The sequence below is a fragment of the Parahalioglobus pacificus genome, from assembly GCF_014652275.1.
Taxonomy (GTDB): domain Bacteria; phylum Pseudomonadota; class Gammaproteobacteria; order Pseudomonadales; family Halieaceae; genus Parahalioglobus; species Parahalioglobus pacificus.
The window spans coordinates 640,469-653,840 of sequence record NZ_BMYM01000001.1; the positions used below are offsets into that span (position 1 = coordinate 640,469).

Annotated in this window: 13 protein-coding genes; 8 read left to right on the top strand and 5 right to left on the bottom strand. The window is 58.3% G+C overall.

Going from position 1 to position 13,372, the window contains the following annotated elements:
• Positions 1-85: 85 nt before the first annotated feature.
• Entirely contained in the window at positions 86-763 is a 678-nt protein-coding gene (gene dksA, locus IE089_RS03020) for an RNA polymerase-binding protein DksA (RefSeq protein ID WP_189475020.1), read from the top strand.
• Between the two features lie 55 nt (positions 764-818).
• Here dksA and IE089_RS03025 read toward each other — a convergent pair whose 3' ends face one another.
• Positions 819-1,781: an NAD(P)H-dependent flavin oxidoreductase gene (locus IE089_RS03025; RefSeq protein ID WP_189475022.1), complete on the bottom strand. Its 963-nt coding sequence runs from the start codon at positions 1,779-1,781 to the stop codon at positions 819-821.
• Positions 1,782-1,913: 132 nt separating this feature from the next.
• Here IE089_RS03025 and IE089_RS03030 point away from each other — a divergent pair, with 132 nt between their 5' ends.
• The 3 genes from IE089_RS03030 to IE089_RS03040 all read left to right on the top strand — a co-directional run bounded on the left by IE089_RS03030 (position 1,914) and on the right by IE089_RS03040 (position 5,275).
• Positions 1,914-2,465 (top strand): PadR family transcriptional regulator, encoded by a 552-nt coding sequence (locus IE089_RS03030; protein ID WP_189475024.1) that lies wholly within the window; start codon positions 1,914-1,916, stop codon positions 2,463-2,465.
• Positions 2,466-2,535: 70 nt separating this feature from the next.
• Positions 2,536-4,275 carry an ExeA family protein gene (locus tag IE089_RS03035; protein WP_189475026.1) on the top strand — a complete coding sequence of 580 codons (1,740 nt, stop codon included), beginning with the start codon at positions 2,536-2,538 and terminating at the stop codon, positions 4,273-4,275.
• Positions 4,276-4,363: 88 nt separating this feature from the next.
• Positions 4,364-5,275, top strand: a complete 912-nt coding sequence (locus IE089_RS03040) for a general secretion pathway protein GspB (protein ID WP_189475027.1) — start codon at positions 4,364-4,366, stop codon at positions 5,273-5,275.
• Positions 5,276-5,283: 8 nt separating this feature from the next.
• On the opposite strand, the gene IE089_RS15645 is transcribed toward IE089_RS03040, so the two are convergent.
• Complete coding sequence (locus tag IE089_RS15645) at positions 5,284-5,694, bottom strand: hypothetical protein (RefSeq protein ID WP_229802557.1); 411 nt, start codon at positions 5,692-5,694, stop codon at positions 5,284-5,286.
• Positions 5,695-5,771: 77 nt separating this feature from the next.
• Here IE089_RS15645 and IE089_RS03050 point away from each other — a divergent pair, with 77 nt between their 5' ends.
• Positions 5,772-6,803: an SDR family NAD(P)-dependent oxidoreductase gene (locus IE089_RS03050; RefSeq protein WP_189475029.1), complete on the top strand. Its 1,032-nt coding sequence runs from the start codon at positions 5,772-5,774 to the stop codon at positions 6,801-6,803.
• Here IE089_RS03050 and IE089_RS03055 read toward each other — a convergent pair.
• On the bottom strand, positions 6,763-8,184 hold the full coding sequence (locus IE089_RS03055; protein WP_189475031.1) for an alkaline phosphatase: 1,422 nt from the start codon (positions 8,182-8,184) through the stop codon (positions 6,763-6,765). The two genes, IE089_RS03050 and IE089_RS03055, sit on opposite strands and share 41 nt — an antisense overlap.
• Before the next feature lie 115 nt (positions 8,185-8,299).
• Between IE089_RS03055 and IE089_RS03060 the strand changes: the two genes are divergently transcribed.
• The 3 genes from IE089_RS03060 to IE089_RS03070 all read left to right on the top strand — a co-directional run bounded on the left by IE089_RS03060 (position 8,300) and on the right by IE089_RS03070 (position 11,008).
• The gene (locus IE089_RS03060) at positions 8,300-8,599 is read left to right on the top strand and encodes a putative quinol monooxygenase (protein ID WP_189475033.1); all 300 of its coding nucleotides are present in this window, start codon (positions 8,300-8,302) and stop codon (positions 8,597-8,599) included.
• 64 nt (positions 8,600-8,663) lie between these two features.
• Positions 8,664-9,668 (top strand): alpha/beta fold hydrolase, encoded by a 1,005-nt coding sequence (locus tag IE089_RS03065; protein ID WP_189475035.1) that lies wholly within the window; start codon positions 8,664-8,666, stop codon positions 9,666-9,668.
• 56 nt (positions 9,669-9,724) lie between these two features.
• The gene (locus tag IE089_RS03070) at positions 9,725-11,008 is read left to right on the top strand and encodes a metal-dependent hydrolase family protein (protein ID WP_189475037.1); all 1,284 of its coding nucleotides are present in this window, start codon (positions 9,725-9,727) and stop codon (positions 11,006-11,008) included.
• On the opposite strand, the gene ppx is transcribed toward IE089_RS03070, so the two are convergent.
• Positions 11,005-12,513, bottom strand: coding sequence for an exopolyphosphatase (ppx, locus tag IE089_RS03075; protein WP_229802558.1), 1,509 nt, complete (start codon positions 12,511-12,513; stop codon positions 11,005-11,007). The genes IE089_RS03070 and ppx overlap by 4 nt on opposite strands.
• 80 nt (positions 12,514-12,593) lie before the next feature.
• Entirely contained in the window at positions 12,594-13,202 is a 609-nt protein-coding gene (locus tag IE089_RS03080; RefSeq protein ID WP_189475040.1) for a hypothetical protein, read from the bottom strand.
• Between the last annotated feature and the right edge of the window lie 170 nt (positions 13,203-13,372).

Here is a 13,372-nt window from a genome sequence, read left to right on the forward strand (position 1 = left end):
CGACGGTGCGAGTGTTCTGTCACGGTGGTCGCGAGTCCGAACGCTGAAGGCCTCGCCACTGGGCCATTACCAAGGAGATCCTAGAATGCCTACAAAGGCAAAAGCACCCCCCAAAAAAACCGCCAAAAAGACACCGGCGAAAGCAAAGGCGGCAACGCCAAAAAAGGCTGGTGTCAGCTCTGGACGCAAGGTAGCAGCGAAGGCAAAAACCAAAGCGAATCCTGCGACAAAAACCAAAGCGAAGTCGGGGGCCAAAACCGTGACAAAAGCCAAGCCAAAGGCCAAAGCCCGGGCAAAAGCGACACCGAAACAAGTGGCTGCTGCTGGACGTAGAAGGACAACTTCCCCGCAGACGATTTACGGCGTCACGCCCTACAAACGCCGCAAAAATGAAGCGTACATGAACGATCGCCAGCTGGAGCATTTCCGAACGGTATTGGAAAGCTGGAAGCGGGAGTTAATGGAGGAGGTGGATCGCACCATTCATCACCTGCGCGATGACGCCGGCAACTTTCCTGATGCCAATGACAGGGCAACACAGGAGACGGAGTTCGGCATTGAATTACGAACCCGTGATCGAGAACGCAAGCTGATTCGGAAGATCGACGCGGCCCTGAGCCGAATCATTGACGGTACCTACGGCTACTGCGAAAAAACCGGTGAGGAGATAGGGTTGGATCGCCTCGAGGCGAGGCCGATCGCAACGATGTCAGTCGAAGCTCAAGAACGCTACGAGACGGTTGAACGCCACTATGGCGATTGAGTGCTAGAGGCGATTGCGTGGCAGAACGCGCCCGCAGCGGGCGGGCGCATCTGATTTACGCTGCGTTCAGACGAGCCTTGGCAGTGTTGTATTGCTCGATCATTTGCTCAACCAAGCTCTGGGCCGAACCAATGCTCTTGATAGCTCCGATGCCCTGTCCGCAGCCCCAGATGTCTTTCCAAGCTTTGGAGTCGGTGTTGCCGCCTGAGCCAAAATTCATCGCTGAGGGGTCGCTCTCTGGAAGGTTGTCCGGGTCCAATCCCGCAGCTTCGATTGAGGGGCGCAGGTAGTTGCCGTGCACCCCGGTAAACAGGTTGCTGTAAACGATGTCTGAGGAGCCGTTGTCGACAATGGCTTGCTTGTAGGCCTGCTCCGCGTTTGCCTCATCTGTTGCGATGAACGCAGACCCAATGTAACCAAGGTCAGCGCCCATGGCCTGGGAAGCCAGCACGGCATCGCCCGTCGCGATTGAACCCGATAACAGCAGCGGTCCATCGAACCACTCGCGAATTTCCTGCACCAAGGCGAAGGGGGAGGTAGAGCCCGCGTGACCGCCAGCGCCAGCGGCAACAGCGATCAGGCCATCCGCGCCTTTCTCTATCGCTTTTTTCGCAAACCGATTGTTGATGATGTCGTGCAGCACAATGCCGCCGTAGGAGTGCACCGCCTCATTAACGAACTCTTTTGCGCCCAGCGAGGTAATCACGATGGGCACCTTGTACTTCACGCACATTTCCAGGTCGTGTTGCAGGCGATCGTTGGAGCCGTGAACGATCTGGTTTACCGCAAAGGGCGCGGCAGGCTTATCCGGGTTCGCCTGGTTGTAGGCATCCAGTTCCTCTGTGATGCGCTTCAGCCACACTTCCAGTTCCTCTGCGGGTCTGGCGTTGAGTGACGGGAACGAACCAACCACGCCGGCCTTGCACTGGGCTATCACCAGGTCGGGGTTGGAGATAATAAACAGGGGAGCAGCAACAGCGGGCAGTCGCAGCGTGTCGAAGATGGGTGGCAGTGCCATGGCGAGTTCCTCGCGTAGTCAGTAGAGATTGGTGTGCAATTTATTGCATATAAAAACTATGTGCAAGTATTTGCATATATTTTTCGCTGGGATACCCTAGCGGCTATCCGGCATAACAACGCGAGAAACCCAATGGCTCTGGCTCACGCCATCATGACCGCTCTTATCGATGACGACCTGTCCGGCTACGAGTTGGCCAAGTCATTCGATGTGTCCCTGGGGTTCTTCTGGCGTGCGTCACACCAGCAGATTTATCAGGAACTACGCAAGCTCGCTGAACGTGGACTGCTACGGGGTGAAAAGGTCAGTCAGAGCGGCAAGCCCAATAAGATCATTTATGGCCTGACGGAAGAGGGGCGAGAGGCCCTTGCGCAGTGGGTGTATGACAGCAGCCGTATGCAGGAAGCCAAAGACGATATGCTGGTGAAGTTGTACAACCTGGGTGATGACAATATTTCGCACATGGTCAGTGAGATAGAAAAGCGCCGGGATGAAATGATGCAGCGCCTGTATCTCTATGAGCGCATACGGCGCACTCATTATGCAAAGCCCGATGTGCTACCGGTGCGCAGGCAAGGCGTTTATCTCGCGCTGCGCTGTGGCATCACCGGTGGTGAGCAATTTCTCGCCTGGTGCGACGAGGCGCTGAAACGCCTGGCACAGATTCAGTCAGCGCAAGCCTAGTGCGCATGGCACAGGCTGGCGGGCCGGTGCATAATGTCCGCTGGACTGTGCTGACCTTACCCACCACCGTATGTATTACGCCTATTTCGGCCTGCACGAAGCGCCGTTCTCAATAGCGGTCAATCCCCGTTACCTGTTCATGAGCCCGCGTCACCGAGACGCGCTGGCGCACCTGTTGTATGGGGTGGGGGCCGGTGGCGGCTTTATTGTGCTGACCGGCGAGGTGGGTACGGGTAAAACCACCATCAACCGATGCCTGTTGGAGCAGCTGCCCGATAACACCGACACAGCGATTATTCTCAACCCTGCCCTCAGCGCGGATGAGCTTTTGGCCACCGCCTGCGATGAGCTGGGTATTGACTATGGTGACGACGCCCGCAGCCTGAAAACCCTCACAGACAAGCTGCATCAGTTTTTGCTGGAGAATCACGCCCGGGGCCGCAACACCGTGCTGATGATTGATGAAGCACAGCACCTGGACTTCGATGTGCTGGAGCAGATTCGTCTGCTGACCAATCTGGAAACCAACAGTGAGAAGCTGCTGCAGATAATCCTGATCGGGCAGCCGGAGCTGGCCCAGGTTCTGGCGCGCCCGGAACTGCGTCAGCTCAACCAGCGGATTACTGCGCGCTACAACCTTGGCCCACTGAGCCTGCAGGAGACGGAAGCCTATATCGCGCACCGTCTTGAGGTGGCAGGACTGCCGCCGGGGCGTGAGCTATTCCCGGCGGGCGTGATCCGCGGTATCCATCGCAAGACCCGGGGTATTCCCCGCCTGATCAATGTGCTCTGTGACCGCATGTTGCTCGCCGCTTACGGCCAGGGGGCCAACCAGGTCGATAAAGCGATGCTCGCTCAGGCAGCGCGTGAAGTCATGGGTGAAGATAGCCGGGTTGGCGACCGGGGCCTTTCACGCCCGGCGCTATTATCGAATGTTGCCGTTCTGCTGGTGGCGGTGTTCATCGGCATAGCGTTGGTGCTGTGGCCCAGTGCAGAGAATGCCCCGCAGACAACACAGCCGAAGGAGATCGCCGCATCGGAAACTCGAGAGGCAGTGCAAGCACCACCGACACAGTCGGTTGCTGGCTCTTCAGTGCCTGCGCGGACCGAAGAGGCCTTTGATGCAGGTCTAACCCCCGATTCGCAGGTTGATATTTCGACAGAGGACAAAGACTGGCTGCTTCCTCCGGAAGAGGGGCTCGCATTATTGTGGTCTCTGGTTAGGAGCGACCCGTTTCCCGCAGGCCTTTGCGAGACAAGCTCGTCGTCTAACAATGATCGTCAACGCTGTGCCCGCGCCGATGCCGAAACCTGGGACGATGTGCTGGCATTGGATCGGCCCGTGGTATTGGAAGCCATCACGCCACAGCGGTTCGCGGCGTCTGTCGTCTTGCTGTATGTCGATGCTTCGCAGGCGCGGGTATTAACGGCGAGTGGCGTTATCAGGGTTCCACTGGAGACGCTGACGGCGGCTTGGGGTGGGGGTTATCGCTTTTTCTGGCAAGCACCCGAGGGGTTCACGCGCCCCCTTGCCATGGGGGATCGAGGCGCGGTCGTGGCTGAAATTGCTGCGCTATTCGCCCAGCTTGACGGTCAGCCGCAGCCGCTGACCTCAGATCGGTTTAACGCTGCACTGCGCCAGCGTGTACGCCTGTTCCAACGCGAACAGGGTTTGGAGGACGATGGCGTCGTGGGCGAGCGCACGTTGATGCAGTTGAACCTGCAACTGGGTATCGATCTATCCTCCGTGGCGGCACTGAGCCGTCTTGAGATGCCCGCGTCTTTGGTGGAGCGAGGCGAGAACCCTTGAGCGTGCTTGCAGTGTTTCAAAAGGATAGGGCGATGGCGGCGCAAGATCAGTGGGCGGCGGCAGAACGAGGTACAGGAGTCAGTCCACCGTGTCGATAATTCTGGATGCACTGAATCGCTCTGAGCGCGACCGACGCAATGACCAGGTGGTACCGGGAATTGCCACTGCACATTATGCACAGACGGCACCGGGTGGCCGCGCGTGGCTGATCTGGGCATTGGGCGCAGCACTGTTGGTCGCGGGTGCTGTGATTGCCTGGCTTTTGCTGGCACAAACGTCTGGGTCCGCAGCACCTGGCGCGGCGGCGCCCGAGCCGGCCTCGGTTATCGCGCCGGTTGCCGCACCAGTTGTCGCACCCAAGGCATCCGCCGGGAAAGCCTCCGAGGCAAGCCAAGCCTCGCAACCGATTGCTACACAAGACAGCCGGTCTATTGCCGACACTTCAAGTGAGTCACGCGCTGTGACGGGCGATATGTTGTCAGCCAGAACCGCGGAAAACACGCCGCCGCCGGCCTCATATTCGGCGGTGCAGGCGCTGTATGAACAACCAGAACGAGGCGACCTTTCGGCCGAAGAGGAGAGCGTCTCTGCGAGCCGTGCGGAGACCGTGACGTCACAGCCCGCAGTGGCGGAGGCGCCAGCGCCTGCCGTATCGAAAGCGCCAGCGACCAGCAGCCGTGTGGAAGAGCCGTTGGATATCGAGGCAATGGTGAGTCGGGCGCAGGACGAACTGGAAAATGCTCGCCTTGCAGAGCACGATGCACCCTTCATCGCGTCCTTGTCCCAGTCGCGCAAAGACCAGATTCCTACCCTGATGTACTTGCGCCACGACTACAGCCCGGAGGGCGCTACCGTGACGATTAACGGCACCACTGCCAGAGCTGGTCAAGCCATTGGCAGTGGCGTGCGGGTTGATGAAATCCTGCCGGATTCTGTGGTGCTGTCGCACCGTGGTGCCCAGTTCAGACTCAGGGCACTCAACAGTTGGGTCAATCTGTAGCGACGGGCCTAGTCGGCGCTGAGTCCGCGCTTGCGAAGATCTTCTGCCTGCTCCAGATCAAACCCTTTGCTGCGCCAGTCGCTGGCTTCTTCGGCGCTGAAATTTTCCGACTTCCACTCGTAGGCGTCTTGCAGGCCAAAACCACCGCGAGACCATGCACCTGCCTCTACCGCAGTAAAGCGTGCATCATGCCACGCAGTGATAGTGCGGCGGTCTGTGATGCCCGCGTCATACCAGCGTTTGATCGTGTCTGACGTGAAGCCCATTTCCTGATAGTGCGCGGCTTCTGCGGGTGATAGGCCAAGGGCCTGCAGGCTGGCGACCTCTGCCGGAGAATAGCCGTCCCAGGTGGCGGCACTGCTGCAACCGCCGATAACAATGGTGGCGAGTAAAACGGCGGCGAGAGTAGACTTTTGCATGTTGCGTTCCGTATCAAGAGTGAATTGCGCAACCATACCCCAGTTGCAACGCGGGGTGAAAGCACAGGAGCATCACAATGCACGTCCTTGTCACTGGCGCCACGGGGTTTGTTGGCTTTCACACGGTGATGGCTTTGATCCGCTCAGGCCACAGCGTGCGCTTTGCTGTGCGCAATCGCGAGAAGATGATCGCGCTCTACACACCTTTCGGCGTCGATGTTGGCGACTGCGTTGTTGCAGACGTGACCGATGAGGAAGGCATCGCATCGGCGATGAGAGGCGTTGATGGGGTGGTACACACCGCCGCCATGGTGAGTCTCGACGCCAATAAAGCCGAAGCGGTTTACAACACCAACGTGAACGGCACTCGTAATGTTGTCGGCCAGGCGCTTGCCCACAACATAGACCGCATACTGACCATCAGCAGTGTCACCGCTCTCTACCGTCCCGGTGCGTCATCGCTCAATGAAAATAGTTCGCCGACGGCTGCCGATTCGGCCTACGGACGTTCCAAGGTGGAGGCTGACGCCTATGTGAGGGAGCGGGTCAGCGAGGGGGCCCCCATCGCAACCTGTTATCCGGCAACAGTGCTTGGCCCCAACGATCCAGCCTTCAGTGAGGGCAGCCAGGGCATCGCTATCTTTTACAACCAGGGCATCATCGTCACCGATGGCGGCATACAGATTATCGATGTTCGCGATCTCGCGGAGCTGAATGTGCGATTGCTGGAGGAGGGTGAGACAGGTCCCTGGGTGGCGGGCGGCCACTACTTGCCATGGCGTACTCTGGGTACGGTAATGGATAAGGTTAGCGGGCAGCGCTTGCGCCGCTTACCCGTGCCCGCGAGTCTGTTGCGTGTGATGGGGAGCGCTGTCGATGTGATCGCATGCTTCATCCCGATGGACACACCCTTCACTGCAGAAGGAGCCCGCTACGCCACTCAATGGGTGCCGGTGGACGACCGGAAGATTCGCCGACGCATGAATTTTGAATACCGCGCACTGGAATCGACGCTGGCTGCAACCACCCGCGGTCTTGTCGCGGGGGGGCACATCGCCCCGCGCTGGGCTACTGGGCTGGGATCTCCAGAAAGTCACGCATCAGAGTGAAAAGATCCGGCTGCAACAGATACGTGGGCAGGATATCAGCCGCGACCGCATTGCCGTATATCGGTACCTGCCCGCCCGTATGCTCGGCGTAGGGGAAATTATTGGTTGCGAAATTGACCACCATAATTGCGCCTTCGGGGGTTCTGATGCGCGCAATTTTCCCCGGTGAGAAAATGGGGATGGGGTACGCGGAAAACAGGCTGCCGTTGGGCGTTATTTGTGCCGCCTGAGCATGGTCCGCAGTAACCAGGACCAAGGTATTCCCTTGAGCATCGGCGTACGCCAGAGCGGCCTCCAGTGCCTCGTCTAACTGGCCCATTTCGCCGATGGAGCCGCAAGGCTTGCGCTCATGGGCTTCCTTGTCGATTGAGGCCGATTCGATCATCAGGAAGAAACCACGCGCATTCTCGTGATCAAGGTTACGCAGGGCAGTTTGGGTAAGCGCTTTGAGCGATGGGGTTTCGCCGTACTCGGGATTGGCCTCGCAATTCATAACAGCCGGAAGGTCAACTTCGCCCAGGTAGGGATGCACTTCATTGAGCAGGCTGGGTTCGGGGGACTCTGCCTCTCGTCCGTTTTCTCCGCGCATGCGCACCGGCAAGTGACTGGGCGCAAACAAACCCAGCAGCCTCGCATCAGGCGACGCTGTAGCAAGATCACTGCCGTCCAACAGTGCAGTGAAACCATTGTCGACGGCCAGCTCAAGCACCGACATGTTGCCGGCTTCTGTGGGCGGTTCGAAGTGCCTGGCGCCACCACCCAAAATCACATGCAGGCCAGACGTTGCTAACTGTTCAGAGATGGAACCCGGTCCGCCGTTGGCTTTGAGGTCTTGCGAGCAGTCACCGAGAGGGATACCGGAGTATTCAATATCAATCATGGTGGCGGGGCTCTCGCAGAAGCGCAGGGCGACGTGGGCAATAAATGAGGCCGGGGTCGCATCAGTGACACTGGACGTAGTGACCAACCCCACGCGGTACCCCGCATCACGAGCGAGCTCGCCGATGGTAGGAATGTCTTGGTCATCGCCTGCCGTAGTGGCAATCCTGCCGCGGCTGGTGACTACCCCGGTGGCCATGGACGTAGCGGTGTTAGCCGAGTCGCTTACGTAAACGGGCGTGTTATCTGTGCTGTCCTCGACAGCGAGAATCTGCATTGCGCCACGTTCGGGCATGGTGTCGAGGGTGAATTGGCCACGGGCACCGTGGAGATAGTTTCTGGCGATTGTGACCTGCTGATCGTCCATGCCGTCGCCAATAATCAGTATGACGTTACGAGGCGCTGAATCTTGGCTGTTCGGGACGTCATCCATCGCCTGCAGTGCGGGTGCAAATAGTAGGGTGGAAATCAGGGCAAGCCTGGTGAGGAAACACGAGCGCATGCGTGGGTTCCGTGACTGGTCTGTAATGCGCTGAGACTGTAACCTGACGCTATAGCCGTCACAAGCGAGTGCGGCGATACCACCGCAGAACACGCTAAAACAAACAGGAATCAGCATGATTATTGTCACCGGTACTATCGAGAGCAGTGAAGAGTCCATCGAAGCCATCAAGGGCGCCATCGCCGAATTGGAGCAGGCCACTCGTGCCGAAGAGGGCTGTATAGATTATGTGTTCAGCGTGGAATTGTCGCGGCCTGACTGCATTCGCATCGCAGAGAAGTGGGCTTCCAAAGAAGCGCTGATGGCACACATGGGTCAGCCCCATATGGCCACTTTCCAACAGGCGATTGCCGAGCACCCGCCGAAGTCGCTGGACCTCAAGTTTTTTGAGGCCGAGGAAACCTCACTGGGCTAACCTCTCGGTGAGAGAGGCTCGCAGGGTTCGGTAAAACCGTATAGGAAAACGCAGGATAGCGACTATGGAATGGACGCATCATTACGCAACGATTAATGGCATACGCATGCACTACGTGGAGCAGGGCGAGGGTATGCCTATCGTGCTCTGCCATGGCTTTCCGCATATCTGGTTTAGCTGGCACCGGCAGATTACAGCTTTAGCCGCTGCGGGCTATCGCGTTATCGCACCTGACATGCGAGGTATGGGCCAAACGGAAGCACCCGCTTCGCCAGCCGCTTATGACGTTGATCACATCACCGCCGACCTTGTGGGGCTGCTGGATCATCTGGGCCTCCCGGCTGCCGTTTTTTCGGGGCTCGATTTTGGTGCCTTTGCAATTCAGGATCTGGCGCTGCGCCATCCCGATCGTGTGCTCGCCCTGATCGTGCTTGAGAATCCGACGGCACCGCATAACCCGGAGGTGCCGCCTCTCACCGAATACCGCGAGATGGGCGAGAAGCATTTTCTGCACATTGAGTACTTCCGCGAGCCGCCGCGTGCCGATCAGGAGTTGGATGCCCAGCCGCGCAGATTCCTTCACAAGGTGTTTTACACGCTGAGTGGGGACTGTAATTACTTCGATGTATTCAACTACCCGCCGGGCACGGCGTACACTGATGCCATGGCGGAGCCTCCACCATTGCCCTGGCGCTGGCTGTCGGAGTTGGAGCTGGAATTCTTTGTCGCCGAATACAGCCGCAGCGGGTTCACAGGAGGCCTCAACTGGTATCGCTCTATGGATCTCAAATGGGAGCAGCGTCGACCGTTTGAGGGCGTACAGAGTGAGGTGCCTGCCTACTTCATTGGCAGCGAGCATGATGTCGACCTTGAGGGCTTTCACGGCGAGGACCCCATAGGCGGGATGCGCGCTATTTTCCCCAAGTTGCGGGAGGTCACCATGATTCCCGGTGCAGGGCATCTGGTGCAATTGGAAGCGTCTGAGGCGGTAAACCAAAAAATGCTGGCGCACCTCAATGAGATTCAATCTGAGTGCATGGCAGCCCCGGCGAGCGCCGAAGCACGTTGATATCCCACTCACGCACACACCTACGATTTTCTGTCTTAATGTTTCGGAGAAGAGTCATGAAACGATTTGTATTGGCCGCTGCCGCCACGATGCTGGTTAACCTGCCCGCAGCGGCGCAAACCACTATCATCCACGCCGGTACCTTGATCGATGGCATTGCCGATAAGTCGCGCAGCGAGGTCTCGATTGTTATTGAAGGTGAGCGCATCGCAGGCATTGAAGACGGCTTCGTCGAGTTGGACGGCGCGGAACTGATCGACCTCAGTGATCGCACAGTCATGCCAGGATTCATGGATATGCACGTGCACCTGCTCAGTGAGCTGGATCCCCCCCGGTCATACTCACAAGGCTTTTATATGAACTCGGCTGATGTAGCACTGGGCTCGCTGGTGTATGCCGAGCGCACGCTGGAGGCCGGCTTTACAACGGTTCGTGATCTGGGTGCTAACGACGTGGAAGCTATCCTGGCGCTGCGTAATGCCATAAATCGGGGCACCGTGGACGGACCCCGTATTTTTGCCGCAGGCAAATCGATCGCAACGACGGGCGGACATGCTGATCCGACTAATGGCATACGGATGGACCTGCGCGGCGATCCCGGCCCCAAGGAGGGTGTAGTGAACGGCACTGCCGATGCGTTTAAGGCAGTGCGCCAGCGTTACAAAGACGGCAGCGATGTGATCAAGTTGACGGTGACCGGCGGCGTACTGTCACTGGCCAAAAGCGGTGACAACCCGCAGTTCACTGATGAAGAGCTGGAGGCCATCATGAGTGCCTCGAAGGACTACAACTTCGTGGTGGCGGTGCATGCCCACGGCGCCGAGGGCATGAAGCGCGCTATTCGCGCCGGTGTGGATTCGGTAGAGCACGGCACCTACATGGATGATGAGGCCATGAAGCTGATGAAGCGCAATGGCACCTGGTATGTTCCGACTATTTCTGCGGGCAAGTGGGTGGCGGCGCTATCCGAGCAGGACGGCAAGCTTCCCGCCGTGGTTAGGCCCAAGGCAGCAGCCGTGGGGCCGCAAATTCAGGACACTTTCGCTAAGGCCTATGAGTCAGGCGTGAAGATTGCCTTCGGCACTGACGCGGGTGTTTCACCGCACGGCGCGAATGCGAAGGAGTTTGTATTTATGGTCGAGGCGGGTATGCCGCCGATGGAGGCCATCAAATCCGCCACTATGAATGCGGCAACACTGCTGCGCGTTGAAGATGAACTCGGTTCGATTGAAGCTGGAAAGTATGCGGATATCGTGGCAGTTGACGGTGATCCGCTGGCAAATATCGCGGTACTGGAAAGCGTGGACTTCGTGATGAAGAGTGGCCGTGTCTACCGCTAGTTGTAAACGAGCTTAATGCCCAGTTTGGCGAGTTGGGTTTTTTCCTGACCCAACTCCCAACTGGTGAGCGGGTGCATTGCCAACCATCCCTCGGGTAAATCCAAGCTCAGCGTATCTTCCTGGGCACTCAGCGTCAGATCGGGTAACTGTTCCAGTTGCTCAACGTACTTGAACACCGCAGCCAGCCGCATAATAGTCACCAGGCGAGACAGTCGTGGCATGGCCTTGCGGCTGACCTCACTGAACACAACGTCATTCAGCTTGCCGCGATGGCTGGCGGCGAGAATCGCCAGCTCTTCCTGTTCATCTTGAGAGAAACCGGGGAGGTCGGAGTTCCTCAGCAGGTAGGCACTGTGACGATTGTAGTGCTTGTGAGAGATGGTCATTCCGATTTCGTGGGACAGTGCTGCCCAGTGCAGCAGCTCCCAGTCGTGCTGGGACAGGCCCCAGGTATCACGGGTGGCGTCAAATAGCACCTCGGCCCGCTTTGAGACAATAATGGCGTTATCGCCGTCGGCGCCGTATCGCTGCACCAGGGCATTGACTGTGCGCTCTCTGACGTCCTCATGGCTGAGGCGCCCCAGCAGGTCGTAGACCACCCCTTCACGCAATGCACCTTTGGACGTACGCATCTGCTCGATATGTAAGGTGTCGAATAATGCCAGCGTAATTGCGGCACCTGCAGCAATCACGTTCCTACGGCCTTCCGCTAGGCCATTGAGTTCAACAGACTCAAAGTCTTCAAACTGCAGTAAATGTTTCTTGAGCTTGCTCAGGCCCTTGCGGGTGATGGCGCCGTCGCTCCAGCCATTACTGCCCAGAATCCCGGCAATGGCATTGAGAGTCCCGGACGAACCCACGCACTCTTCCCAGTGCTTGGCATCGTAGCTTTTGCGAATGTGTGACACCTCGGTGGCCGCGTGATCATACGCTTGATCAAACGCTGCGGCAGACAAGCGGTTGTCGGGAAAGTGCTGCCCTGAGTATGAAACGCAGCCCAGTTGCAGCGACTCGAGTCGCTGTGGCTCAAAGCGCTGTCCGATGATGAACTCGGTGCTGCCGCCGCCGATATCAATCACCAGACGCGATTGCGCGTCATCGGCCAGTGAGTGTGCAACGCCCAAATACACCAGACGCGCTTCTTCGGCGCCGTACACAACTTCAACCGGACAGCGCAGAATATCCTGTGCAGGCTCGGTGAAATCACGGCGGTTTTTTGCCTGGCGCAGGGCATTGGTACCCACCACCCGAATACGTTCAGGCTCTATGCTCTCCAAAAGCTGGGCGAAGCGCGACAGACAATTCAGGCCTCGCTCTATCGCCTCTGGTGTCAGGCGACCGTTAACCAATCCGGCGCCCAGCTGTACTTTCTCTGCCAAGGCTTCCACAGGGCGCATCTCGCCATGTTCGATGCGCGCAATGATCAGGTGGAAGGAATTGGAGCCCAGGTCAATGGCAGCGAGTTGGCTGCCGTCCGGGAGTGGGTCGCGATGCGATGTGGTCACGCGGCTAAACATCTCTGAATTGCTTCAGGACGCCATGGTACTGGAGTGGCGCGGCTGAGGTACAGCCCCGTTGTGCGTACTCAGTAGATGAGCGAGTAGCTTACGAGTCCGACGACACCGGCAACCACGAAGGCCCGGCGGATAACGCCGAGGTCCGTCTTGGCCAGTTCCGTGAGGGGTTCGCCGCTTTGGCGGGTGCGCAGCAGTACCGGCCATTCAATAGTACCTGCAAAGCCCATGCTGGCAATGGCAGTCGCCAACAGCACTGCGCGTCCGGCGCTATCTGCAGGGAGATTAAGCAGCAGCAGGCCGATAGCCAGCAGGCTGCCGACTGTCCCGCCAATACTCATCACGAAGAATTGCTTCAAGGTATTGGTTTGGAAGTTCCAGTCGTAAACGAACAGGCCGAGTTTGCGGGGGATCGTATAATCAGCGCCGCTCACGCGAGCGCCCAGATAGTGAAACCACTCGTGCACCAGAGTGGGTATCGTAGCGCCCGCCAGGATACCGGTCACCACACACAGTGCCTGGGCCATTCCTAGTCCTGTCAGTACAAACCAGCTGTCTGCTGCGGCAAATAGTGCCAATGCGCCCAGGGCGAGCAGGCCGTGGTAACCCAAGTGCCGGGCAAGGCGCAGGGCCGGCGTATCCGGTGCGCTCATTTCCGTGGGTATCTCAGTCTCGGCCATTGCCCTGTCACTCCCCGCTGTTTTGATTCTTATACTGTAGCTACGGTATGCACTTGCCCATGGATTAGCTCGGCCCTGGCCGGCTGGTAGCCATCGAACTTGCGTACTAGACAGTGGCATAGCGCTGACTCCGGTGCCAGCGTTAGAGGGGAAAACGGCAGTGGAGTAGG

Excerpts from the sequence above, each read along its gene's own strand:
- IE089_RS03055 (WP_189475031.1), bottom strand. The coding sequence starts at position 8,184 with ATGCGCTCGTGTTTCCTCACCAGGCTTGCCCTGATTTCCACCCTACTA.
- IE089_RS03060 (WP_189475033.1), top strand. The coding sequence starts at position 8,300 with ATGATTATTGTCACCGGTACTATCGAGAGCAGTGAAGAGTCCATCGAA.
- dksA (WP_189475020.1), top strand. The coding sequence starts at position 86 with ATGCCTACAAAGGCAAAAGCACCCCCCAAAAAAACCGCCAAAAAGACA.
- IE089_RS03065 (WP_189475035.1), top strand. The coding sequence starts at position 8,664 with ATGGAATGGACGCATCATTACGCAACGATTAATGGCATACGCATGCAC.
- IE089_RS03035 (WP_189475026.1), top strand. The coding sequence starts at position 2,536 with ATGTATTACGCCTATTTCGGCCTGCACGAAGCGCCGTTCTCAATAGCG.
- IE089_RS03025 (WP_189475022.1), bottom strand. The coding sequence starts at position 1,781 with ATGGCACTGCCACCCATCTTCGACACGCTGCGACTGCCCGCTGTTGCT.
- IE089_RS03070 (WP_189475037.1), top strand. The coding sequence starts at position 9,725 with ATGAAACGATTTGTATTGGCCGCTGCCGCCACGATGCTGGTTAACCTG.
- IE089_RS15645 (WP_229802557.1), bottom strand. The coding sequence starts at position 5,694 with ATGCAAAAGTCTACTCTCGCCGCCGTTTTACTCGCCACCATTGTTATC.
- IE089_RS03030 (WP_189475024.1), top strand. The coding sequence starts at position 1,914 with ATGGCTCTGGCTCACGCCATCATGACCGCTCTTATCGATGACGACCTG.
- IE089_RS03080 (WP_189475040.1), bottom strand. The coding sequence starts at position 13,202 with ATGGCCGAGACTGAGATACCCACGGAAATGAGCGCACCGGATACGCCG.
- IE089_RS03050 (WP_189475029.1), top strand. The coding sequence starts at position 5,772 with ATGCACGTCCTTGTCACTGGCGCCACGGGGTTTGTTGGCTTTCACACG.